A 23,070-nucleotide genomic window follows, 5' to 3' on the forward strand; every position below is an offset into this window, starting at 1 on the left:
TTAAACCAATCGTTAGCCATGATCCCCGACAAAGGAGTCAATACGCACTCGTTGAGTCCCGCCGATCCGCAGAAGATCGACATCCGCACAAAGACTGAGGAATTTCCCGCCAATGTCCGTCGCGCTTCGCTCCCAGACAGCAATGATCGCAAAACAGCCAGCCAATGCAGCGGGCGCCGAGGACGAGGCCGACGTTTCCACGCTGATCGCCAGATTGACCGCCGAGGTCAATCAGGTCGCCTGCGAGAAGACCAAGTCGATCCAGAAGATCACCAACCAGATGAAGATGCTGGCGCTGAACGCGCTGATCGAGAGCTCACGCGCAGGCGCCCAGGGTGCGGGCTTTGCCGTGGTGGCGCAGGAAGTTCGCAACGTCGGCCAGCAGGTCGAGACCATTGCCCGCGAGCTCGAAAGCCAGCTCACCAACCGGACCGGCAATCTGATGAATTCGATCGCGCAGATGGCCGACCGCTCGCGCGGCGAGCGCATGGTCGATCTGTCGCTGAACGCCATCGAGCTGATCGACCGTAATCTCTATGAGCGCACCTGCGACGTGCGCTGGTGGGCGACCGATTCCGCCGTCGTCGATTGCGCCGCGGTGCCGGAGGCTGCCGCTGTCGCCCATGTCTCGGAACGGCTGGCCGTGATCCTCGGCGCCTATACCGTCTATCTCGATCTCTGGCTGTGCGATCTCGACGGCAAAGTGCTCGCCAACGGCCGCGCCGATCGCTTCAACGTCGTCGGCCAGAACGTGGCTTCGACAAAATGGTTTCGCGCCGCGCGGGGCCTGCGCTCCGGCGACGATTACGCCGTCGGCGACGTCGAATGCCAGCCCCTGCTTGGCAACGCCCAGGTCGTGACCTATTGCGCCAGCGTTCGTGCCGGTGGCAAGGCCAACGGCAAACCGACCGGCGTGCTGGCGGTCCACTTCGACTGGGAGCCGCAGGCCCGCGCCATCGTGCAAGGCGTGCGCGTCGGCGCCGCCGACAAGGCGCGCGTGCTGCTGGTCGATTCGAATTTCCGGGTAATCGCGGCGTCCGACGGCCAGGGCCTGCTCACCGAGCGCGTCTCGCTTCCACTGGAGGGACGGCGCTCCGGCTTCCATCAGGACCGCTCCGGCGCGCTGGTCGCGTTCCACGCCACACCGGGCTACGAAACGTATAAGGGCCTCGGCTGGTTCGGGGTGATCCAGGGCGGGGTGGGATAGGTTGCGCGGAATAGTCAGGACGGTCTCAGCTCGTAGGATGGGTGGAGCGAAGCGATACCCATCAGCCGCGGTCCGCAAAGGTGATGGGTCTCGCAAGGGCTCAACCAATCCTACGTGCTGCAGTGTGTGCGAAGATGATGGGTATCGCTTCGCTCCACCCATCCTACGTCCGGGCCACGTAGTAAGAACTAGGGCGCGTACTCATAAATTCGTCATGTCCGCTTCGCCCCTAAAAACGACCGAGATATTGCGCTACGGCGATATGACGCGAAGGGCCATGGGCGGTTTGCCAGGGGCCTGAAGTCAGGCGCCCATTATTCCAGGGTGATGCCGGTCGCTTTGATCGGGGCAGTCCATTTGGCGATCTCGTCTTTGAGAAAGCGAGCCAAGTATTCCGGGTTGCGATGCTCTGAGGCAACAACTTCGACACCGAGACCGTTCAATCGGTCGCGGAACGATGGCGTATCCAGCGCCGCGGCCGCTACGTCGCGGAGCTTCTGCACGATCGATGGCGGAGTGTCTTTTGGCAAGAAGAGCCCGTACCAATCAGCGACGTCGAAACCGGCGAGGCCCTGCTCATCTGCAGTCGCCAGATCGGGGAGCATCGGCGAGCGCGATCGCGAGAGGTTGGCGATCGCCTTGGCCGTGCCGCTTTTGACGTGCGGTATCACGTCTTGGATCAGGTTACAGATGTAGTCGATGCGGCCGGCAATCATGTCCTGCATCGCCGGCGCAACACCGCGATAGGGCACGTGCGTGACCTCCGCGCCGATTGCAAGGTTGAGCATGACGCAGCCCAAATGCGACGAGGAGCCAGCGCCGGCAGAACCGAAGCTCACAGTCTTGTTTGCTTTCAAGTGGCGAGTGAATTCCTGCAAACTCTCGGCCGGCAAATCCTTGGGCGCAATCAGCACCAGTGGCTGGCGCGTCAGCAGAGCTACCGGAGCGAAGTCGGTGACTGAGTTAAAGAGCGGCTTCTTGTAGAGAAGCTGGCTGTAGGTCATTGCGCTGCCGATGAAGAGAGCCCGATAGCCGTCGGACGCTGCCTGCGCCACGCGACTGGCGCCGGTTGTGCCACCGGCTCCGGAGACGTTCTCAACGACGATTGGACGACCTAAACTCTCGCTCATTTGCTGTGCGAACAAGCGCCCGACCGCATCGGTCGGCCCTCCGGCTGGATATGGAACGACCAGCGTGATTGGCCTCGTCGGCCAGTCCTGAGCGCGAGCGGCGCCGCAGGTGACGAGGACCACTGCCAAAACGATTTGCATCCCACAGCGCATTTGAACCGGAATTCTACGACCGCCCGCCCTGCGAAGGCAACGACAGTGATGGGCGCCGTGATGTAGGCGCCGGGCGCGGGACTTCTCTGCCGATCAGTCGATATGGCCGAGGGGAGTGGACGCCCCGCTTCAAGGCTTGGCGGTGCCAGTATAGAGCCTTTGGATGAACCCGCTTTTCTCCAACTCGTCGATGAAGGACGAATCGACAAAATTCGGGGCCCGCACGAAGAGCGCCCCCCAAGAGTCATCACCGACCGGGGGGCTCCATGCCTTTCGCCCTGATGACTGCTGCGGCCTCTGGTGTCGTAAGATGCTTGATCAGCGCCCCGGCGGCGTCCGGTTGCCTGGCAGTGGCACTGACGCCTGCAGTGTTGACGAACCAGTTCTGCAGCTCGGCCGGGAACAGACCGACAAACTGCACATTCTTGGCGGACGCCAGCACAGGGCCAGCGCCAATTGCTAGGTCAGCTTCTCCCGCGGCGACGACCTGCGCAATGCGGTCGGGGCCACTTGGCACGAGCTTGCCCTTCACCTGATCAGCGATCCCAAGGCGATCGAGCAGCTTGAGAAAATGCTCGCCGGTCGCGTCTACTGGTCCGTAAGTGATTGACTTCACGCTGAGCAGCATGCGCTTGAAAGCGTCGACCGAACTGATGTCGGGCTTGGGGGCACCTTCGCGTACAGCCACGCCTATGCCGACCCGGACGATGTCCATACGGCTATCACCAGCAATCTTGCCTTGCTTGATAAGATCATCCACTCGTTCGGAAGCGATGATAGCCAGGTCGAATGCCTCACCAGCCTCGATTTGTTGTCTTAAAGCCGCCCCCGGTCCGTACTGGGCTACGATCTTGTGTCCCGTGGCTCGCTCAAATTGAGGGCCAAGCTCCGCGAATACTCCGGGCATCACGGCACCGGCCAAGACCTTGACTTCAGCAGCGTTCGCCGCGACGCCTTGCGCTAACAGCGCGATGAACCCGAATTTTGCGGCGAGCAGATGTAGTGATTTTCGCCGAGAGGGGGTGCCAGGGCCGTACTCTTGTCCTGCGAGATGGCTAACGAGGTTTTTCACGGTCTGCTCCATCCATTTGCAAGCCTGCGAGCATAGCGTTTTCACGTCTGGCTGGCTTGGATTGGGCGGGAACACCACTGGGACTGGACGGGACTCCGTGCTGATTGCTACGCTCGGCGAAGTGCCTCCGCTGAAGATCGGCGAGGGAGAGCGGGACGAGGCAACACGAGATGGCCCACCCTACCGTAGATGCCTTGCGTGTAAAAGCACACGGCGATGCCGTGCGAACCCTCCACGACCAAGGCTTGACCTGGGTAACGTTCGAACCAATTCCGGACCTTGTCTGCGATATCGACTTCGGTACCCGCAAACTGCCCGAGCTTGGCCTGCTATCCGGAACCGTGCGGGGTGTGCAACATGTGCATGCGCATCGCGATAGCGGTGACGGAAACGACGATTTCAGCTTTCATCTAAACGTAAGCGGGCTCAGCACGGTGGTGAGCCGCCGCGGGGAGACGACCCTGCGAGATGGCGACGCCATGCTGCTGAGCTATTCGGCCGGACGGACGATTAAAAGACCAGCGCTTGTTGACCATCGCGTCATCCGACTGCCCCGTGCGTCGCTGCGCCCGCTGGTGCGCGACATCGATGATGCCGTTCTGCGCCCAATTCCACGCGGCACGGGCATGTTGAACCTGTTGAAAGCTTACGCCGACGCGTTGTTCGATGATCCGATGCTCGGCGCGCCGGACGTGCGGCAACTGTTGGCGACCCAACTTTGTGATCTCGTCGCTGTCACTCTGGGCGCAACCAGGGATGCGACCGCCGTCGCCGAGGGTCGCGGCATCCGCGCGGCTCGGCTGCGCGCCATCAAGAGTGACATCGAGGCTCACCTCGCCCACGGCGATCTTTCGCCGGCTGCGGTTGCGAAGCGCCAGAGGATATCAGACAGCTACATCCGCAAACTGTTCGAAGGCGAAGGAACTTCCTTTTCGGAATTCGTTCTTGCCCGCCGGCTCGTGCGCGCGCACCGCATGTTAACCGATCGGCGGTGGGCCGACCGGAATGTTGCGTGGATTGCATTCCAGTCCGGCTTTGGGGACCTGTCCTATTTCAATCGCACATTCAAACGTTTCTACGGCTCACCCCCGTCCGAAATCCGAGCGGCAATTGATCGCCAGGATATCTGAACATCGAGTGTCCTCGCCGTACTTCCAGGACAACCACCTTTTCCGTTCGATGTCTCCCGTGGGTCATTCTCAACATTGCGAATTATTCGCATGTCCGCTTCACCCCAAAAGCGAGCTGGGACGTGGCGGCAAAATTGAAGGTCCGTTGCCATTAAGCCGATGCTGCCGAATAAGCCGCGCGGCGTGCCACGGGTGAATGACCGGCGTGTTCTCAATGGCATCTTCTGGGTCTTGCGATCTGGAGCACCGTGGCGCGACCTTCCAGTCAACTTCGGTCCATACACGACCTGCTACAATCGGTTCGTCCGCTGGCGACGGGCGGGCGTAAGGGCCAAGCTCATGAGCGCACTGGCCGGCGCCCATGATGCCGCGGTGCAGATGATCGACACGTCTATTGTTCGCGTACATCAACATGGGGCGTGCATCACCCGGAATCGGAAACAGTCGATGGGACGGTCACGAGGTGGATTGACCAGCAAGATTCATGCGCTGGTCGATACCAACGGCCTGCCGGTCCGGCTCGCGCTGACGGCCGGTGAGGCGCACGATAATCGGCTTGCCTACAAACTCCTGTCTCGCCTGAAGTCGAAAACGCTGCTGTTGGCCGACCGAGGTTATGATGCAGATTGGATCAGAGCACTTGCCGCCAAGAAGGGCGCCTGGGCCAACATCCCACCGCGGCGCAATCGAAGCGAGCCGATCTGCTTCAGCCCGCATCTCTACCGTGCTCGGAACTTGGTCGAGCGCTTCTTCAACAAGATCAAGCACTGCCGCCGGGTTGCAACGCGCTACGACAGGCTCGCCGCGAACTACCTTGCGTTCGTTCAACTCGCTTCGATCAGACTATGGCTGCGCGTTAATGAGTCCGCGTCCTAGCACCCCAACCGGTCGGCGATGCCGCCAAAATCCTTGGCGACGATGTCCCAGTCGCCTTTCGCCTCGAAGTCATATTTCTGATGCGGGCCGTATTCGGTGGGACGCGCGACGAAGGCGGTCTTGAGGCCGAGCTTCTGCGCGGCCTTCAGATCGTTGTTGTGCGCAGCGACCATCATCACCTCACCCGGCGGCAGGCACAGCAATTTGGCGGCGCCGAGATAGGTTTCCGGATCGGGCTTGTAATGCTCGAACAATTCCGCGGACATGATGAGGTCCCACGGGAGGCCGGCGAACTTGGCCATGTTGGTCAGCAGCGCGACATTGCCGTTGGAGAGCGGCGAGATGATGTATTTCTTTTTCAGCCGCGTCAGCCCCGGCACGCTGTCGGGCCAGGGATGCAGGCGGTGCCAGCCCATCGTCAGGTAGTGCAGATCGGCGTCGCTCAAGCCTTGAATTGAAAACTGCGCGACCAGTTTTTCCAGCGATTGCCGGTGCAGCGTATCCAGGATCTGATAGCCGCGTTCGGGATGCTTGCGCACCTCGTCCATCGAGGCGGAGTAGACCGCACGCCAGCCATCGACCAACGCGGTCCAGTCGGCCTCGATGCCGGAGGTTTCCGACCATTTGGTGAAATCGTTGATGAGGCTGGTGCGCCAGTCGACGACGGTGCCGAACACGTCAAACACCAGCGCCTTCACCGCTGATACGTCGGACATACGAGCCCTCCCCTTGTTTTTCTTGTCGTCATTCCGGGGCGATGCGGAGCATCGAACCCGGAATCTCGAGATTCCCCGGTGCGCAATTGCTGAGGTCTGGTGCTGGCGCACCATCCCGGAATGACGAGGAGGCACCCTCCTCAATCCAAATGGAATTTATCCAACTGCCGGTGCTCGGCCTTGATGTAGCGCACCGTGCCCGTCACCGAGCGCATCACCACCGTTTCGGTCTCGATCACGTCATCCTTGCGGAATTTGACGCCCGTGAGCAGCGAACCCGTGGTGACGCCGGTTGCCGCGAACAGACAGTCGCCGCGCACCATGTCCTCGATGCCGTAGATCATCTTCGGATCGGTCACGCCCATCTTGTGCGCGCGCTCGCGCTTCTCCTCGCTGTCGAGGATCAGCCGGCACTGCATCTGGCCGCCGATGCAACGCAGCGCCGCCGCGGCCAGCACGCCCTCGGGCGCGCCGCCGGTGCCGATATACATGTCGACGCCGGTGTTATCAGGATCGGCACAATGGATCACGCCCGCCACGTCGCCGTCGGTGATCAGCCGCACCGCGGCGCCGGTCGAGCGGATGCTGGCGATGATATCGGCGTGGCGCGGGCGGTCGAGTACCAGCACCGTGATCGCGCCAGGCTCGACGCCTTTGGCCTTGGCGAGCCGGCGAACATTGTCGGCAGGCGATGCGTCGAGCTCGACCACGCCCTTGGTGTAGCCCGGGCCGATCGCGAGTTTCTCCATATAGACGTCGGGTGCGTGCAGCAGCGTGCCGCCATCGGCCATCGCCATGGTCGCGATCGCGCCCGGCATGTTCTTGGCACAGAGCGTGGTGCCTTCCAGCGGGTCGACGGCGATATCGACCTGGGGGCCGGCGTTGAGCCCGACCTTCTCGCCGATGAACAGCATCGGCGCCTCGTCGCGCTCGCCCTCGCCGATCACGACGGTGCCTTCGATCGGCAGCTTGTTGAGTTCGCGACGCATTGCGTCCACGGCCGCCTGGTCGGCGGCCTTCTCCTGGCCGTGGCCGCGCAACCGCGCTGCCGAAACAGCCGCGCGTTCCGTCACCCGCACGATCTCGAGCGTGAGAATGCGCTCGAGCAATAGCTGCGGCGGAACGGAAATATGGGTCGACATCGGCTCACTCCTTTAAACCTGCACGGGGCCCCGGCCCGATCTATCGTTCAACGCGCAACTCATGCAAATCGCGCGCTAGTTTTTCTCGATTCGTATCACCTGCGGCCGGCCGCTGATCACCTTATCGCGCTGTACCGCCTCTAGCGCACGGTACACCGCATCCTCGGAGGTTGCGTAGGTAATCAGGATGACCGGAACCGGTGACGCTTTTTTCGTGGCGCCATTCAGGTCTACACCTTCGGGATGACGCTGCACGATCGATTCCAGTGAAATCTTCTGTTCGGCGAGGCGGGTGGCGATGGTGGCGGCGGTGCCGGCGAGATCGCGCGCCATCAGGCGGATGTAGTAGCCGCCCTCATGGCGCTCCATCGGCGCCTTGGTGGTGTCGCGCAACCGCTCCACGGGACGTCCGAACGGCCTTGCGCGAATACCGCGCGCCACATCGGCGATGTCGGCAACGACGGCGGAAGCGGTGGCACTGCCTCCGGCGCCAGGCCCCACCAGCGTGATCGGCGGGATACCCTCGCCGTCGATAGTCACCGCGTTTGTAACACCCATCACCTGCGCAATCGAGGATGATTTAGGCACCATGGTCGGATGCACGCGCTGCTCGATGCCCTTGGCGGTCCGCACCGCCACGCCAAGCAGTTTGACGCGGTAGCCCAGTTCCTCAGCCGCGCGCAAATCTTCCGGCGCGATCGAGGAGATGCCTTCGACATAGACCGCGCTCTGCGCCACCTTGGTGCCGAAGGCGAGGCTCGCCAGGATCGCAAGCTTCTGCGCGGTGTCGTGGCCGTCGACGTCGAAGGACGGATTGGCTTCGGCATAGCCGAGCCGCTGCGCGTCCTTCAGACATTCGGCAAATGACAGACCCTCCTGCTCCATCCGGGTCAGGATGTAATTGCAGGTGCCGTTGAGGATGCCGTAGACGCGGTTGACGCCGGTACCGGCAAGCCCTTCACGAAGGGTCTTGATGACGGGAATGGCCGCGCCAACGGCGGCCTCGTAGTTGAGCGCGCCGCCATGCTTCTCCGCAGCCTTGGCCAGCCGAATTCCGTGCTTGGCGATCAGCGCCTTGTTGGCGGTCACCACCGACTTGCCGGACTTCAGAGCGGCCTCGATCGCCGACAGCGCCGGCTCGCCGGAGCCGCCCATCAGTTCGACAAAGCAATCGATGTTGGGGTCAGAGGCCAGCGCCAGCGGGCTTTTGGCCCAGTCGACGCCGCGTAGATCGAGCGAGCGCTTCTTTGCCTTCGAGCGCGCCGTGACGGCAACGACGCGCACGCCGCGTCCGCTGCGCTCGGACAGCGTCCGCGACTGCTCTTCGATGAGGCGGACGACTTCGGCGCCAACAGTGCCGAGCCCCGCGATACCCACTTTCAGGGGTGCGACCATGAATGAGAGAACCTGCAATAAAAGGAATTAGCGCCGGTTGGCGAGAGGAACCACGTTGTGCAACGTTTCAATGCCGCTTTCAAGGAAGCGGCGCACCCCGCGGGCCGCCTGGCGGATACGTTGCTCGTTTTCCACCATGGCGATGCGGACATAGCCCTCGCCATGCTCGCCGAAGGCGACGCCGGGCGAAACCACCACGCCGGATTTCTCCACCATCAGGGTCGCGAACTGCATGCTGCCGACGCCCTCGAAGGTCTTGGGCAGCGGCGCCCAGGCGAACATCGAGGCCTGCGGCGGCGGAATCTCCCAGCCCGCCCGGCCAAACGATTCGACCAGCGCGTCGCGGCGCTTGCGGTAGGTGTCGCGCATTTCCTTGATGCAATCGTCCGGCCCGTTCAGCGCGGCGGTGGCGGCGACTTGAATGGGGGTGAACGCGCCGTAGTCGAGATAGGATTTCACCCGCGCCAGCGCCGCGATGATCCGCTCGTTGCCGACGGCAAAGCCCATGCGCCAGCCCGCCATAGAGAACGTCTTCGACATCGACGTGAACTCGACGGTGACGTCCATCGCGCCGGGAACCTGCAACACCGAGGGCGGCGGATTGTCGTCGTCGAAATAGACTTCGGCATAGGCCAGATCCGACAGGATGAAGATCTCGTGCTTCTTCGCGAATGCCACCAGATCCCTGTAGAAATCGAGGTCGGCGACATAGGCGGTCGGATTGGAGGGATAGCAGACGATCAGCGCGATCGGCTTCGGGATCGAGTGGATGATCGCGCGTTCCACCGCCTCGAAGAATTGCGGCGTCGGTTCCGAGGGCACCGAGCGGATCACGCCGCCCGCCATCAGGAAGCCGAAGGCATGTATAGGATAGCTCGGATTGGGGCACAGCACGACGTCGCCGGGCGCGGTGATCGCCTGCGCCACGTTGGCGAAACCTTCCTTCGAGCCGAGGGTTGCCACGACCTGGGTGTCCGGATTGAGTTTCACGCCGAACCGCCGCCCATAATAGGCGGCTTGCGCCTTGCGCAGGCCGTTGATGCCGCGTGAGGCCGAGTAGCGGTCGGTCCGCGGCTTGCCGAGCGTCTCCTTCAGTTTCTCCAGCACATGGGGCGGCGTCGGCAGGTCCGGATTACCCATGCCCATGTCGATGATGTCGGCCCCGGCATTGCGCGCGGCCGCCTTGGCCTGGTTGACCTTCTCGAACACGTAAGGCGGCAGACGGCGGATGCGATAAAAATCTTCCATGGGACCCTTGCTCCGACAACCGGCAGGACAGAATCGGGGAACCTTCGCGGCTATCGAAACCGATCGGGCTTCGGTCAGAAGTCGCGCTCAATCAATGATTTAGAGCGAATTCAGGCGCGAGATCCTTTGAGCTCTGGACCCGCAATGCGGTTGAATTGGGTTCTTTTACCACGGGAGCCCGGCAGCGCCAGTTTTTATGGCGTTTTCAAGCAGCCCCAGACTGGTCCGGGTTTGGCCGGTTCGCGCCAGGAGAATGCGCCAGGATAGCGCGTCAAACCGACGAGCCCCTCACTTCTTGGCTGGTTTTGCCGGGGTGGAAGCCGTCGCCTGACGGTCGCGGGCGGCTGTCAAATCTGACTGAATTTTGGCCAGCTCGGCCGGCTTGATCGCCTCCTCGTTGCGGTCCGGCGGCAGGTCATGCACCGGTAGATAGCCACCGGCTTCCTTCGGACGCTCGGGCGCGTCTGCCGGCACGCCAAGGGCCGGCATATCCGCGATCTGCGTCGAGCAGCCGCCAAGCGCGAATGCCGACGCAAACAGCGCGGCAATCGACCACAGCCTTATCGTTCGATCTGCCGGCATCCGTCCGGAAATCCCCAACTACCTGCGCACCCCCGCATCGCGATGGCATCTATGCGCTGGTACGAGCTTTGCAACGCAGAATCGTCCCGCTGCGTTGATTTCGCTAGAACCGTTCAAACCATTGTCGCCCGAAACGATTAAAGCCAAAAGAGCAAATGTGATCGGTGCGGCTGCAATGTGTGCAACATGTGTGAACACGCAAACTTTATCGCAGTGCAACAGGGTTAACCCCAACCCTCTCGCCGTCAATCGACGCGGTGACGAACGCGAAATGAAGTTATAGTGTCCTTGATATGAGCGACGTCAACACCGAAACCCAAGGTTTGAAGACCTTCAACGCCGAAGCCTTCGCCATGAACATCGCCAAGGCGATGGAGACGAGCGGTCAGGCGCTCGCGGCCTATCTCAGGCCGCGCGAGGACGGGGAACCGAAGGACAAGCCGCCGAGCGAGATCGGTGAGGTCATCAAGACCTTCACCAAGGTGGCTGAATACTGGCTGACGGACACGCAACGCGCCGAAGACCTGCAGACCCGGATGGGCAAGGCCTATCTCGATCTCTGGGGCCAGGCCGCGCGCCGCATGGCCGGCGAAGCGGCCAAGCCGACGATCGAGCCGTCGCCGCGCGACAAGCGCTTCAAGGATCCGGAGTGGAAATCGAACCAGTTCTTCGATTTCGTGCTGCAGCTCTATCTGCTCACCGCGCAATGGGCGCAGGAACTGGTGAAGAACGCCGAAGGCGTCGATCCGCACACGCGCAAGAAGGCCGAGTTCTACGTCCAGCAGATCACCAACGCGATCGCGCCATCGAATTTCATTCTCACCAATCCCGAAGTGCTGCGCGAGACGCTGGCCTCGAACGGCGACAATCTCGTGCGCGGCATGAAGATGCTCACCGAGGATATCGAAGCCGGCCGCGGCACGCTTCGTATCCGCCAGTCCGACCCGACGAACCTTGTCGTCGGCGTCAACATGGCGACGACGCCGGGCAAGGTGATCTTCCAGAACGAGCTGATGCAGCTGATCCAGTACACGCCGACCACCGAGACAGTGCTGCGCACGCCGCTCCTGATCGTGCCGCCCTGGATCAACAAGTTCTACATTCTCGATCTCAAGCCGGAAAAATCCTACATCAAATGGTGCGTCGACCAGGGCATCACCGTGTTCGTGATCTCGTGGGTCAACCCCGACAAGGAACTCGGCAAGAAAACCTTCGACGACTACATGAAGGAAGGCCCGCTCACCGCGATGGACATCATCGAAAAGGTGACGGGCGAGATGAAGGTCCATACCGTAGGCTACTGCGTCGGCGGCACGCTGCTTGCCTCGACGCTGGCCTGGCTCGCCGAGAAGCGGCGCCAGCGCGTCACCTCGGCGACGTTCTTTGCGGCGCAGGTCGACTTCACCCATGCCGGCGATCTCCTCGTGTTCGTCGATGAAGACCAGATCTCGGCGCTCGAGCGCGACATGCAGGCGGCCGGCGTGCTCGAAGGCAGCAGGATGGCGATGGCCTTCAACATGCTGCGCTCCAACGACCTGATCTGGTCGTATGTCGTCAGCAACTATCTGAAGGGACAGGCGCCCTCCTCGTTCGACCTGCTGCACTGGAATTCCGACGCCACGCGGATGCCGGCCGCCAACCATTCCTATTACCTGCGCAACTGCTATCTGGAAAACCGGCTCTCCTCCGGCAGCATGGTGCTCGACAACACGCTGCTCGACCTGTCGAAGGTCAAGGTGCCCGTCTACAATCTGGCGACCAAAGAGGATCACATCGCGCCGGCGGACTCGGTGCTCTACGGCTCGCAGTTCTTCGGCGGCCCGGTGAAGTACGTGCTGTCTGGGTCAGGCCACATCGCAGGCGTAGTTAACCCGCCGGAGGCTGGCAAGTACCAGTACTGGACCAACGACAACATCAGGGATGTCACCCTCGCCGACTGGCTGAAGAACGCGACCGAACACAAGGGTTCGTGGTGGCCCGACTGGCGGCAATGGCTGGAGAGCCTGGACGCCGAGCAGGTGCCCGCGCGCCCCGTCGGCTCCGAGGAACTGCCCCCGATCGAGGACGCGCCCGGCAGCTACGTCAAAGTCCGCGCATAGCGCCGAGGCAGGCGGTTCGCTATAATCAGCCGTCCCGCGCCGGGATTCGAAATCGTTTGAGGGGAAACCAATGACGCGTGAATTGTTCTGGCTCACTCTGACCGTGATTTTGACCGGGTTGTTGTGGATCCCCTACATCATCAATCGCTGTCAGGTGCGCGGCCTTTCCGGCGCCATGGCCAACCCCTCGCGCAACGACAAGCCGCACGCCGACTGGGCCAACCGGCTGATGTTCGCGCACGACAACGCGGTCGAGAACCTCGTTATCTTCGCGCCGCTGGTCCTGATCCTCAACGCCATCGACTATTCCGACAAATGGACCGTGATGGCCTGCGCCGTGTATTTCTGGTCCCGCGTCGCGCACCTTATCGTTTACACGCTCGGCCTGCCGGTGTTCCGCACGCTGGCCTTCACCGTCGGTTTCCTGGCGCAGGCCGCGCTGGCGCTGGCGATCTTCAAGGTGGTGTGAGCGGCTAAAGCTCAGCCGCCTTTGCGCGCGACGACAAACAGCATCGATGCCACTTTGTCGTCGAATCCCATGACCTCGCCGCTTTCGATCGACAACGCGTTCCAGTTCCCCGCCACGGCGTAGGTCGCACGCAGCCATTCGGGCGAGGGATAATTGTAGTAGCGATCGAGCGTATCGCGGCCGTCGCCATCGCCTTCCTTGTAACTGGCGTAGAAGACGCCCTCGGCCTTCAGCGCGCGCCAGATTCTCGCCAGAACATCCGCGAGCTCCGTCCTCGGAACATGAAGCAGGCAGGCATTGGCCCAGACGGCGTCATAGGCCTCGATCTCGTCGAGTTCATGAAACAGCAGCGTCTCGACGGGGCGGCCGAGATGCTTTGACGCGACGGTAGCCATTTCCGGCGACCCGTCCGTCGCGCGCACATCGAACCCGCGCGCCAGCATTTCCGCCGTGTCGCCGCCGGCGCCACATCCAAGTTCGAGGATGCAAGCACCGGGCGGAAGCTGCGCCAGAAACGCCATCAGCCGCGCCTGGCGCGAGGTGAACGTGCGCTTGGCGTAGGCCTCGGCATTGCTGCGGTAAAATCGCAGCGTCGCTTCGTCCACTGCGGCACCTCCTGTCACGGGAACAGTGCGATCTGCTCCAGCCCCGCGGTCTCGGGCAGCCCGAACATCAGGTTCATGTTCTGGATCGCCTGACCGGCCGAGCCCTTCACCAGATTGTCGAGCGTGGAAATCACGATCGCCCGGTTCTTGATGCGGTCGGCGATGACGCCGATCTGCACATAGTTCGAGCCGCGCACGTTCTGGGTCTGCGGCAGCACGCCCTTCCTGGCCACATGCACGAAGGGTTCGTTGGCGTAAGCCTTCTCCAGCGCGGTCCGCAGATCGTCCGGCGTCGCGCCGTTGAGCTTGACGTAGGACGTGCAGAGTTCGCCGCGCGCCATCGGGATCAGATGCGGCGTGAAGTTGATCGTCACCGCCGAGCCTGCGGCGACGCCGATCTCCTGCTCGATCTCAGGCGCGTGCCGATGGGTGCCGACCGAATAGGGCGACAGCCCCTCGCCCGCCTCGCTGAACAGCGTGTTCTGCTTCAATCCGCGCCCGGCGCCGGTAACACCCGATTTTGCGTCGATGACGATGTCGTCGACGTCGATCAGTTTTGCCTTTGCCAGCGGCACCAGCGCGAGCAGCGCAGCCGTCGGATAGCAGCCGGGACAAGCGACCAGCCGTGCGGAAGTGATCTTCTCCCGGTAAAGCTCGGTGAGGCCGTACACGGCTTCGCCCTGCAGTTCGAGCGCCCGGTGCTCGTGGCCGTACCATTGCGCATAGGTGTCCTTGTTGCGCAGCCGGAAGTCGGCCGACATGTCGAGAACCTTGATCTTCGGGTTGTCCTTGAGGACGGCGGCGATGATCTCCTGCGTGGTGCCGTGCGGCAACCCGCAGAACACTGCGTCGAGGCTGGTCCAGTCGACTTTCTCCCATTCGACCAGCTTCGGCAGATCCAGCATGAAGAAGTGCGGAAACACGTCGCCCATGGCCTTGCCGGCGTGGGTATTGGCTGTCAGAGCCGTGATCTCGGCATTCGGATGCCGCGCCAGCAGGCGCACCGCGTCGGCTCCGGTGTAGCCGGATGCACCGAGAATGCCGACCTTCTTCTTCGAGCTCATCACGCGTTCCTTTCAGGCGTCATTTGCAGGCATCATTTGCAAGCGTCTTTTGATCGTCTTGCCGCGGAAGGATTGCAGCGTCGCTTCGTCCACCGGGCTCGCCTCGCAGCAACGCCCGATCAGCTACTTACCGGCAAGTCCCAGCATCAGCCGCATGTTTTGCACGGCTGCGCCCGACGCGCCCTTGCCCAGATTGTCGAGCCGCGCGACCAGCACTGCCTGACGATGTTTCTCGCTGGCAAAGACGTAAAGCTCCAGTCTGTTGGTCTCGTTGAGTGCCTCGGGCTCGATCCGGCCGCCCTTGGTCGCCGCGTTCTCGAGCGGCATCGCCGAGACATAGGTGCTGCCGGCGTAGCGCTTGGCCAGCGCGGCATGCAGGTCGGCTCCGCTGGGCTTGCCGGGAAGCGTGTCGAGATGCAGCGGCACCGAGACCAGCATGCCCTGCCGAAAATTGCCGACCGATGGCACGAAGATCGGCCGCCGCGTCAGTTTTGAGTAGAGCTGCGTCTCCGGCAGATGCTTGTGCTCGAAGCCGAGGCCATACAATTCGAAGGACGGCGCACTGCCATCCTCGAAACTTGCGATCATCGACTTGCCGCCGCCCGAATAGCCGCTCACCGCGTTGATGGTGACGGGATAGTCCGCAGGCACGAGCCCCGCATCGACCAGCGGCCGCAGCAGCGCAATGCCGCCGGTCGGATAGCAGCCGGGATTGGAGACCTTGCGCGCGGCCCGGATTTTGTCGGCCTGGTCAGGCGTGAGTTCGGGAAAGCCGTAAGCCCAGTCGCTGGCTACCCGAAACGCCGTCGACGCGTCGAGCACCTTGGGCGCCGAGGCGCCCATGCTGTCGATCAAAGCAACGGTTTCCTTGGCGGCATCGTCAGGCAGACAGAGGATGACGAGATCCACCTCCTCCATCAGCGCCCGCTTGGCGCCCGCATCCTTGCGCTTCTCCTCGGCGACGCTTTTTACGACGACGTCGTTGTGCAGCCGAAGGCGCTCCTGAATGCCGAGCCCCGTCGTTCCGGATGCGCCGTCAACGAACACGGCGGGCTTGGTCGCGGCGCCGGCGGTCTTGCCGGTGACCTTGGGCTGCTGGCTGTCGGTGAGGGTCATGGCACGCTCCTTTCGAGCTGGTTCGTTTCGTCGGCAAAGGCCCCTTGGTTTGCAAACGCGTTGGGCCGCGCCTCTTTCATCAAATGCGCGATCTGCTGCGCGCCGGCATCGGCCTGCGCGGCCAGCGACCCTGCTACCGCTGCATAGTCGGTCTCGGATTTGTGCTGGTTCAGCTTGAAGCTGCCCTCCACTTCTTCAACCGTCATCTCCATGCCCACGATCGCTTTCTTCATCGCTTCCAGCCGCCCGGCGGTCATCTTCGACGACAGCCACGGCTTTTTCGGCAGCAGCCGCTGTTCGAACTTGGCGCTCAGCGTGTCGATCTGCACGGCGAGTTCGTCGTCGGACAAGACACGCACCGGGCCGGTCAGGTGCACCGCCTGATAGAGCCACGTCGGCACCTGGTCCGGCGAGAGGTACCAGTCCGGCGACACATAGGCGTCCGCGCCCGTCACGGCCAGCAGCCACGACGCCTTCCCGTCCGCCAGCTTTACCAGCGGATTGTGACGCGCGACGTGAAACAACGCGCGCGGCGTGCCGTCATTGGCCGAGGTCAGATAGAACGGCAGCGACGAAGCGACGGGCTTGTTGCCGTCCCACGCACAAGCCAGGCCAAAGCCGCGCGCTTCCGCGAACGCGAGGCTCGCGGTGCGGTCGGACTTGAACGGTGGAGGCGTATACATCTCAAACTCCTGCTTGACGTAGGAGCCGCCAGTTCAGACCGCGTTTTCTGGAAAAGGAAGAAGCCGCGGGACCCGATCCGGCGGCAGGGGCGACGATCTCAAACGCAGACGTCCGCCCATACCGCGATAATGCGGCGGCGGCGAGCGATGGTCATGGTCGCGGCGATAGTCATGGGCGCGGCTATAAGGCCGCGCCCGCCTGGCGTCAAGTTTTTCCACGTCATTCCCGGGCGCACGCGAAGCGGGCGAACCCGGAATGACGCCCTAGGTCAGATCACCGGATTCCACGGTGCGGGGATCACCCGGTAGCCGTTGCCGTCCTTCTCGACGTTGCCGAGCCCCGGGAACGGGTAGTGGAAGCCCTGCACCTGGAGCTTGTCCGCCACCAACATGTCATAGGTCTTGCGGCGGGCCGTTTCGGCCATGGCGGCGTCCTGGTCGAAGAAGGCGTGCCAGCCGGGATTGGCCGCAAACAGGTAGGGAATGTTAGTGACGTCGGACTGGATGAACACCTTGCCCGAGCCAGACGACAGCACGTAGGAGGTATGGCCCGGCGTGTGGCCGGCGGTCTCGACCGCGAGCAGGCCGGGAGCTACTTCCTTGCCCCACTCATAAGGCGTCACCTTCTTCTTGAGCCCGGCCTCCAACACGCGTCGTGCGTTCTTGAACACACCCTGCATGCGCTCGCTGGTCTGCTTGGCCATTTCGCCATCGTCCATGAAGTATTTCCACTCGACGGACGGCACCAGCACTTCGGCGTTGGCGAACGCGGGCGCACCTTCGGCGTTGAGCAGACCGTTGATATGGTCGCCATGGAAATGCGAGATCACCACCATGTCGACGTTCTTCGGATCGAAGCCGGCCGCGGCCATGTTGGTGGCGAATTGGCCGACAGCGCCCTTGCTGGATGCAAACGCGCCCGGACCGTTACCGGTGTCGAGGACGATCAGCTTGCCGCCGGAATTGATGACCAGCGGCCCGAACTGGATGCTGACCTTGTCCTTTGGCATGTAGGCTTTCTCGAGCGCCGCGGCGACCTCGTCCTTCTTCGCGTTGAGGACGAAGCTGTCGCCGAGCGCGAACGTATTCACGCCGTCGGAAATGACGGTCACCTGCACGTCACCCACCTTGTAGCGATAGAAACTCGGCGCCTGCTTGTCGGCCATCGGCGCGGCGGCGTTGGCGAGCACAGAAGGCAGCAAGGGCGAAGCGGCCAGAGCCGCAGCTCCGGCGAGAGCGTGACGACGTGTCAATTCCATGTGAAGTTCTCCCAGTAAGACGATGAATGCGGTTCGCGAGATTCTTCCGCTTCTAGCCGTGTCCTTGGTTGCCTAGAACTATCAATGATTCTGCGATAGCGCGACGACGGCTACGCGACGGCCGTGCCAAGATGGCTCCGATCTACGTATGTTGGGGCTAACACCCCTGTCATCAGCTTATTCCAGCCTGTCCTACGCCGCCCATCACAGCCATTCGGCGAACTTGCCCATCACGTCGCCGAACAGCAGCAAGGCCGCCGACCAGACCAGCGCCGAGATGGAATTGGCGATCTGGAACGGCCAGTAGGACATCTCGAAAATGCCGGCCGCGAGCGGCACCGAAGCCCGCAGCGGCCCGAAGAACCGGCCGATGAAGATCGAGCGCACGCCCCCTTTTTCACGAACGCCTCGCCGGGTGTCAGATCACCGGACTCCACGGCGCGGGGATCAGCCGGTAACCGTTGCCGTCCTTCTCGACAAAGCCATTGGCCGGGAACGGATAGTGGAAGCCCTGGACCCGCATCTTGTCGGCGACCAGCATGTCGTAGACCCGGCGGCGGGTCTTTTCCGCCAAAACCGGATCCTGGTCGAACTGCTGGTGCCAGCCCGGATTGGTGACAAACAGCGCCGGGACGTTGGTGACGTCGGACTGGATGAACACCTTGTCCGAGCCGGATGCGAGAATGTGGGAGGTGTGGCCGGGCGTGTGGCCGATGGTTTCCACCGCCGTCAGTCCGGGAGCGATTTCCGTGCCCCACTCATAGGGCGTCACCTTGTTCTTGAGCCCGGCCTCGAACACGCGGCGGGCGTTCTTGAAATTGTTCTGCATCCGCCCCTCGGGCGCTCGGCTCATCTCGCCCTCATCCATGAAGTATTTCCATTCCGCCGCCGGCACCAGCACTTCGGCATTGGGGAAAGCAGGCGTGTTCTCGGCGGTCAAAAGGCCGTTGATGTGGTCGCCGTGGAAGTGCGAGATCACGACGATGTCGACCGCCTTGGGGTCGAAGCCCGCGGCGACCATGTTGGCGCCGAACTGCCCGACATTACCCTTGCTCGATGCAAAGGCGGCGGCGCCGTTGCCGGTATCGACCACGACCAGCTTGCCGCCGGTGTTGATCACCAGCGGCGCGAACTGGATCGACATCCTGTCCTTCGGCAAGAAGGCCTTTTCGAGCGCCGCGTTGACTTCGTCCTTCTTGGCGTTGAGCACGAAGGTGTCAGACAGCGCAAAGTTGTTGACGCCATCCGAAATCGCCGTCACCTGAGCATCGCCCACCTTGTAGCGGTAGAAGCTCGGCGCCTGCTTGTCCGCCACAGGGGCAACCGCCCTGGCGGGCGCTTGCGGCAAGAGCGGCATGGCGGCGAGCGCTGCGGCGCCGGCGAGTGCGTGACGACGTGTCAATTCCATGGAGATGTTCTTTCAGTTGAGACGATGAGTGAGGCGGCGGGATCCCCGCCGATGCGTGCCCTTGGTTCGGTTGCCGCAGAATCTATCAAACGTTTCTGCGATAGCGCGACGACGGCCAAGCGACGGAAATGCGAAGATGGTCGGCTCTGCGTATGTTGGGGCTAACACCCCTATCATCAGTCTATTCCAGCTTGTCTAGGCCGCCCGCCACAGCCATTCGGCGAGCTTGCCCATCACGTCACCGACCAGCAGCAGAACGGCCGACCAGATCAGCGCCGAAATGAAATTGGCGATCTGGAACGGCCAGTAGGACATCTCGAAAATGCCGGCGGCGAGCGGCACCGAGGCGCGCAACGGCCCGAAGAACCGGCCGATGAAGATCGAGGGCACGCCCCATTTTTTCACGAACGCCTCACCGCGCGGCAGGATCTCGGGATAGCGCGACAGCGGCCACATCTCGGCGACGTGCTCCTTGTAGCGGTAGCCGAACCAGTAGGAGACCCAGTCGCCCAGCGCCGCGCCGAGGCCGCCGGCCAGCCAGACCGGCCAGAAGCTGATGCCGCTGACGCCGATCAGCGCGCCGATCGCGACCAGCGCGCCCCACGCCGGCACCAGCAGCGAGATGAAGGCGAGCGATTCGCCGAACGCCAGCAACAGGACGATTGGGACGGCCCAGGCCTGATTGTCGCGCACGAAATCAGCCAGAGCACGCACATAATCATCCATTCCGAGCCCTTTCCGCCCCGATTCCTGTCTTTGAACCCTTCTACCGGTTCCGCCGGGAAGAACAGGTAAGCCAGCCCCTTCCGCGACATCAAGTCACAAAGGCGGGCACGGGATGTGATTACAGGCGGCCTGCCCCCGGCCCGGGACGGCACCGCGCTCCGTATCCCGGCAAGACCTGGTGCCAAGGCCTTTGGACCTGCCCCCGGCACCTCGAATCCGGTCAGCTCTGGGGCGGCGGCGTCCGTCTTGGCGGCCGTGGCCGGCGGGCCTGCGGCGCGACCGGTTGCAGGGTCACGATGACCGGATTCGGCTTGTGATCCATTGCGGCGCCGGTGGCGGCGTCGACGCCCATCCCGACCAGGCCGCCGAGAAGAACATTGCCCGCGAAACCGGCTGCACCACTACCGGGGATTTCCTTGGTCAGCGGAATGATCTGGGGCTCATATCCTTCCTTGTTCACAGTGACGGTGATGTCGGCGTTGCGCTTTGCCTGAACCACGCACGGAGTAACGCAAGTTGTTGGAATCTCTAGCCCGGTAATCTCAGCCGTCGCGCCCGCCGGTGTGCTCGAAATGGAGATATTCTCGGTCGTTCCCCGCGTCACGGACGCGCAGCCGACACACGGCGCCGCGATTGCAGCAGCCAGCAATACTCTGATGATCATTTACAGCCCCCCGCCCGCCAAAACATTCGGGCAACCCTAACGCGAACGCAAGGGGGGACCCTCGCTGGCATTGAGATATTGTTAACCGCTTGGTCCGGCCGTGAACCTCCGGGCCCCGGGTTTTCCAGCCCGGCCGTCACTTTTTGAGCCCATCCATGGCATAGTCAGCGTAACCGATTCGGCACGCCGCGCCGCGTGCAACACACAAAGAGCCATGTCCAAACCATTGAAATCAGCTGCGAAAACCAAATCTGCCAACGACCTGTTTGGAGCGGAACCGAAGGGCCGGGCCCCGGCCCGCGCCGCCGCCTCGCGAGCGACCAGCGCCGAGGCCGGCTACACCGCGGCCGACATCGAGGTGCTGGAAGGATTGGAGCCGGTACGCCGGCGCCCCGGCATGTATATCGGCGGCACCGACGAAAAGGCGCTGCATCACCTGTTCGCCGAAGTCATCGACAACGCCATGGACGAAGCCCTGGCCGGGCATGCCTCGTTCATCGAGGTGGAATTGAGCGCCGACGGATTTCTGACCGTCACCGATAACGGCCGCGGCATCCCGGTCGATCCGCATCCGAAATTTCCGAAGAAGTCCGCGCTCGAAGTCATCATGTGCACGCTGCATTCCGGCGGCAAGTTCGACTCCAAGGTCTATGAGACCTCGGGCGGCCTGCACGGCGTCGGCGTCTCCGTGGTCAACGCGCTGTCCTCGCGTCTCGAGGTCGAAGTCGCGCGCAGCCAAAAGCTCTATCGGATGAGTTTCGAGCGCGGCCATCCCAAGGGCAAGCTCGAAGACCTCGGCAAGATCAACAACCGCCGCGGCACCCGCATCCGCTTCAAGCCCGACACCGACATCTTCGGCGCCAAGGCCACCTTCAAGCCGCAGCGCCTGTTCAAGATGACGCGCTCGAAAGCCTATCTGTTCGGCGGCGTCGAGATCCGCTGGCGCTGCGATCCCGCGCTGTTGAAGGGCATCGAGGATGTGCCGGCCGAGGATAGCTTCCACTTCCCCGGTGGCCTGAAAGACTATCTCGGCGCCGCCATTCACGCCGACACGCTGGTGCATCCGGATATCTTCTCCGGCAAATCGGGACGCAACGGCGCCCACGGCGCCTGCGAATGGGCGGTCGCCTGGACGGCAGACGCCGACGGCTTCCTCTCCTCCTACTGCAACACGGTGCCGACGCCCGACGGCGGCACCCATGAATCCGGCATGCGCAGCGCGATGCTGCGCGGCCTGAAGGACCACGCCGAGCGCATCGGCCAGGGCAAGCGCGCCGCGCCCATCACCTCGGAAGACGTCATGGTGGGCGCTGCCGTGATGTTGTCCGTGTTCGTGCGCGAGCCGGAATTCCAGGGCCAGACCAAGGACCGCCTTGCCACCGCGGAAGCCCAGAAGATCGTCGAACAGGCGATCAAGGATCCGTTCGACCACTGGCTGTCGGGCAATCCGCTGCAGGCCAACAAGCTGCTGGATTTCGTCATCGAGCGCGCCGACGAACGGCTGCGCCGCCGCGCCGAAAAGGAAATCTCGCGCAAGACTGCGGTGAAAAAACTGCGCCTGCCCGGCAAGCTTACGGACTGCACCAATACGGCCGCGGAAGGCTCCGAACTGTTCATCGTCGAGGGCGACTCGGCGGGCGGCACCGCCAAGCACGCGCGCGACCGCAAGACGCAAGCGATACTCCCCTTGCGCGGAAAAATCCTAAACGTTGCATCCGCCGGCAAGGACAAGCTCACCGCCAACGCCCAGCTCTCCGACCTGATGCAGGCGATCGGCTGTGGCACGCTTGCGCATTATCGCGAAGAGGATTTGCGCTATTCGCGCATCATCATCATGACCGACGCCGACGTCGACGGCGCGCATATCGCCTCGCTCTTGATCACGTTCTTCTACAGGCTCACGCCGCGGTTGATCGACGAGGGGCACCTCTACCTGGCGGTGCCGCCGCTCTACAAGCTGACCCACGGCAGCAAGACGATCTACGCCCGCAACGACGCCCACAAGGACGCGCTTCTAAAGAGCGAGTTCAACGCCAATGCCAAGGTCGACGTCAGCCGCTTCAAAGGGCTTGGCGAGATGATGTCGGCGCAGCTCAAGGAAACCACCATGGATCCGGCCAAACGCACCCTGCTCCGCGTGGTGCTGCTGGCCGACGACCGCGAAGGCACCGCCGATTCGGTCGAGCGGCTGATGGGAACCAAGGCCGAGGCCCGGTTCGCCTTCATCTCCGACAAGGCGGAATTCGCCAGCGACGACCTGCTGGATGTCTGATTTCACCCTGAGAGACGACTTTCGGACGATTTCCGGGACTTTTGGCCGGCTAGC

The 23,070-nt window shown here is 62.8% G+C and carries 21 protein-coding genes and 1 pseudogene; 6 read left to right on the plus strand and 16 right to left on the minus strand.

The genetic code is table 11. From position 1 onward, the window contains the following. Window positions 1-112: 112 nt before the first annotated feature. Complete coding sequence (locus tag V1294_RS22455; RefSeq protein WP_442895374.1) at window positions 113-1,207, plus strand: methyl-accepting chemotaxis protein; 1,095 nt, start codon at window positions 113-115, stop codon at window positions 1,205-1,207. A 314-nt stretch (window positions 1,208-1,521) separates the two neighbouring features. Here the strand turns inward: V1294_RS22455 and V1294_RS22460 are convergent, their stop codons facing one another. Together V1294_RS22460 and modA are read right to left on the minus strand one after the other, a co-directional pair. After that, entirely contained in the window at window positions 1,522-2,478 is a 957-nt protein-coding gene (locus V1294_RS22460; RefSeq protein ID WP_334500217.1) for a Bug family tripartite tricarboxylate transporter substrate binding protein, read from the minus strand. 259 nt (window positions 2,479-2,737) lie between these two features. Continuing rightward, on the minus strand, window positions 2,738-3,562 hold the full coding sequence (modA, locus tag V1294_RS22465; protein ID WP_334500219.1) for a molybdate ABC transporter substrate-binding protein: 825 nt from the start codon (window positions 3,560-3,562) through the stop codon (window positions 2,738-2,740). A 170-nt stretch (window positions 3,563-3,732) separates the two neighbouring features. Between modA and V1294_RS22470 the strand changes: the two genes are divergently transcribed. Together V1294_RS22470 and V1294_RS22475 are read left to right on the plus strand one after the other, a co-directional pair. Further along, on the plus strand, window positions 3,733-4,692 hold the full coding sequence (locus tag V1294_RS22470; protein WP_334500221.1) for a helix-turn-helix transcriptional regulator: 960 nt from the start codon (window positions 3,733-3,735) through the stop codon (window positions 4,690-4,692). Window positions 4,693-4,851: 159 nt separating this feature from the next. Beyond that, window positions 4,852-5,568, plus strand: coding sequence for an IS5 family transposase (locus tag V1294_RS22475; RefSeq protein ID WP_334500223.1), 717 nt, complete (start codon window positions 4,852-4,854; stop codon window positions 5,566-5,568). Here V1294_RS22475 and V1294_RS22480 read toward each other — a convergent pair. The 5 genes from V1294_RS22480 to V1294_RS22500 form a co-directional block, all read right to left on the minus strand. Next, entirely contained in the window at window positions 5,565-6,284 is a 720-nt protein-coding gene (locus tag V1294_RS22480) for a haloacid dehalogenase type II (protein ID WP_334480524.1), read from the minus strand. The genes V1294_RS22475 and V1294_RS22480 overlap by 4 nt on opposite strands. 140 nt (window positions 6,285-6,424) lie before the next feature. Then, on the minus strand, window positions 6,425-7,426 hold the full coding sequence (gene glpX / locus V1294_RS22485) for a class II fructose-bisphosphatase (protein ID WP_334500226.1): 1,002 nt from the start codon (window positions 7,424-7,426) through the stop codon (window positions 6,425-6,427). 75 nt (window positions 7,427-7,501) lie between these two features. After that, window positions 7,502-8,821 carry a homoserine dehydrogenase gene (locus V1294_RS22490; protein ID WP_334500229.1) on the minus strand — a complete coding sequence of 440 codons (1,320 nt, stop codon included), beginning with the start codon at window positions 8,819-8,821 and terminating at the stop codon, window positions 7,502-7,504. Window positions 8,822-8,848: 27 nt separating this feature from the next. Continuing rightward, the gene (locus tag V1294_RS22495) at window positions 8,849-10,069 is read right to left on the minus strand and encodes an LL-diaminopimelate aminotransferase (protein ID WP_334480520.1); all 1,221 of its coding nucleotides are present in this window, start codon (window positions 10,067-10,069) and stop codon (window positions 8,849-8,851) included. Window positions 10,070-10,357: 288 nt separating this feature from the next. Next, the gene (locus V1294_RS22500) at window positions 10,358-10,651 is read right to left on the minus strand and encodes a hypothetical protein (RefSeq protein ID WP_108522482.1); all 294 of its coding nucleotides are present in this window, start codon (window positions 10,649-10,651) and stop codon (window positions 10,358-10,360) included. 293 nt (window positions 10,652-10,944) lie between these two features. Here V1294_RS22500 and V1294_RS22505 point away from each other — a divergent pair, with 293 nt between their 5' ends. Together V1294_RS22505 and V1294_RS22510 are read left to right on the plus strand one after the other, a co-directional pair. Further along, window positions 10,945-12,750: a PHA/PHB synthase family protein gene (locus V1294_RS22505; RefSeq protein ID WP_334500232.1), complete on the plus strand. Its 1,806-nt coding sequence runs from the start codon at window positions 10,945-10,947 to the stop codon at window positions 12,748-12,750. A gap of 70 nt (window positions 12,751-12,820) precedes the next feature. Beyond that, entirely contained in the window at window positions 12,821-13,219 is a 399-nt protein-coding gene (locus V1294_RS22510) for an MAPEG family protein (protein ID WP_334480515.1), read from the plus strand. Between the two features lie 11 nt (window positions 13,220-13,230). Here V1294_RS22510 and V1294_RS22515 read toward each other — a convergent pair whose 3' ends face one another. From V1294_RS22515 to V1294_RS22555, 9 genes and pseudogenes are all read right to left on the minus strand, one after another. Next, window positions 13,231-13,824: a class I SAM-dependent methyltransferase gene (locus V1294_RS22515; protein WP_334500234.1), complete on the minus strand. Its 594-nt coding sequence runs from the start codon at window positions 13,822-13,824 to the stop codon at window positions 13,231-13,233. Between the two features lie 14 nt (window positions 13,825-13,838). Beyond that, the gene (gene argC, locus V1294_RS22520; RefSeq protein ID WP_334480512.1) at window positions 13,839-14,888 is read right to left on the minus strand and encodes an N-acetyl-gamma-glutamyl-phosphate reductase; all 1,050 of its coding nucleotides are present in this window, start codon (window positions 14,886-14,888) and stop codon (window positions 13,839-13,841) included. Between the two features lie 123 nt (window positions 14,889-15,011). Continuing rightward, window positions 15,012-16,004 carry an N-acetyl-gamma-glutamyl-phosphate reductase gene (gene argC / locus V1294_RS22525; RefSeq protein ID WP_334500237.1) on the minus strand — a complete coding sequence of 331 codons (993 nt, stop codon included), beginning with the start codon at window positions 16,002-16,004 and terminating at the stop codon, window positions 15,012-15,014. Beyond that, a complete protein-coding gene (locus V1294_RS22530) occupies window positions 16,001-16,687 on the minus strand; it encodes an FMN-binding negative transcriptional regulator (protein ID WP_334480509.1) in 687 nt (228 codons plus the stop codon). The genes argC (V1294_RS22525) and V1294_RS22530 overlap by 4 nt, the downstream gene beginning before the upstream one ends. A gap of 269 nt (window positions 16,688-16,956) precedes the next feature. Next, on the minus strand, window positions 16,957-17,946 hold the full coding sequence (locus V1294_RS22535; protein WP_334500239.1) for an MBL fold metallo-hydrolase: 990 nt from the start codon (window positions 17,944-17,946) through the stop codon (window positions 16,957-16,959). A 204-nt stretch (window positions 17,947-18,150) separates the two neighbouring features. Continuing rightward, window positions 18,151-18,368: pseudogene (locus tag V1294_RS22540) on the minus strand (DedA family protein); the annotation flags it as partial. Next, window positions 18,365-19,354 carry an MBL fold metallo-hydrolase gene (locus V1294_RS22545; protein WP_334500240.1) on the minus strand — a complete coding sequence of 330 codons (990 nt, stop codon included), beginning with the start codon at window positions 19,352-19,354 and terminating at the stop codon, window positions 18,365-18,367. The gene V1294_RS22545 and the pseudogene V1294_RS22540, both read right to left, overlap by 4 nt. Before the next feature lie 195 nt (window positions 19,355-19,549). After that, window positions 19,550-20,080, minus strand: coding sequence for a DedA family protein (locus tag V1294_RS22550; protein ID WP_334500241.1), 531 nt, complete (start codon window positions 20,078-20,080; stop codon window positions 19,550-19,552). Between the two features lie 220 nt (window positions 20,081-20,300). Further along, window positions 20,301-20,744 carry a PEGA domain-containing protein gene (locus tag V1294_RS22555; RefSeq protein ID WP_334500243.1) on the minus strand — a complete coding sequence of 148 codons (444 nt, stop codon included), beginning with the start codon at window positions 20,742-20,744 and terminating at the stop codon, window positions 20,301-20,303. Between the two features lie 214 nt (window positions 20,745-20,958). Between V1294_RS22555 and parE the strand changes: the two genes are divergently transcribed. Continuing rightward, window positions 20,959-23,016 carry a DNA topoisomerase IV subunit B gene (gene parE / locus V1294_RS22560; RefSeq protein ID WP_334500244.1) on the plus strand — a complete coding sequence of 686 codons (2,058 nt, stop codon included), beginning with the start codon at window positions 20,959-20,961 and terminating at the stop codon, window positions 23,014-23,016. Window positions 23,017-23,070: the final 54 nt, after the last annotated feature.

This window comes from Bradyrhizobium sp. AZCC 1678, assembly GCF_036924765.1.
In the GTDB taxonomy this organism is placed as follows: domain Bacteria; phylum Pseudomonadota; class Alphaproteobacteria; order Rhizobiales; family Xanthobacteraceae; genus Bradyrhizobium; species Bradyrhizobium algeriense.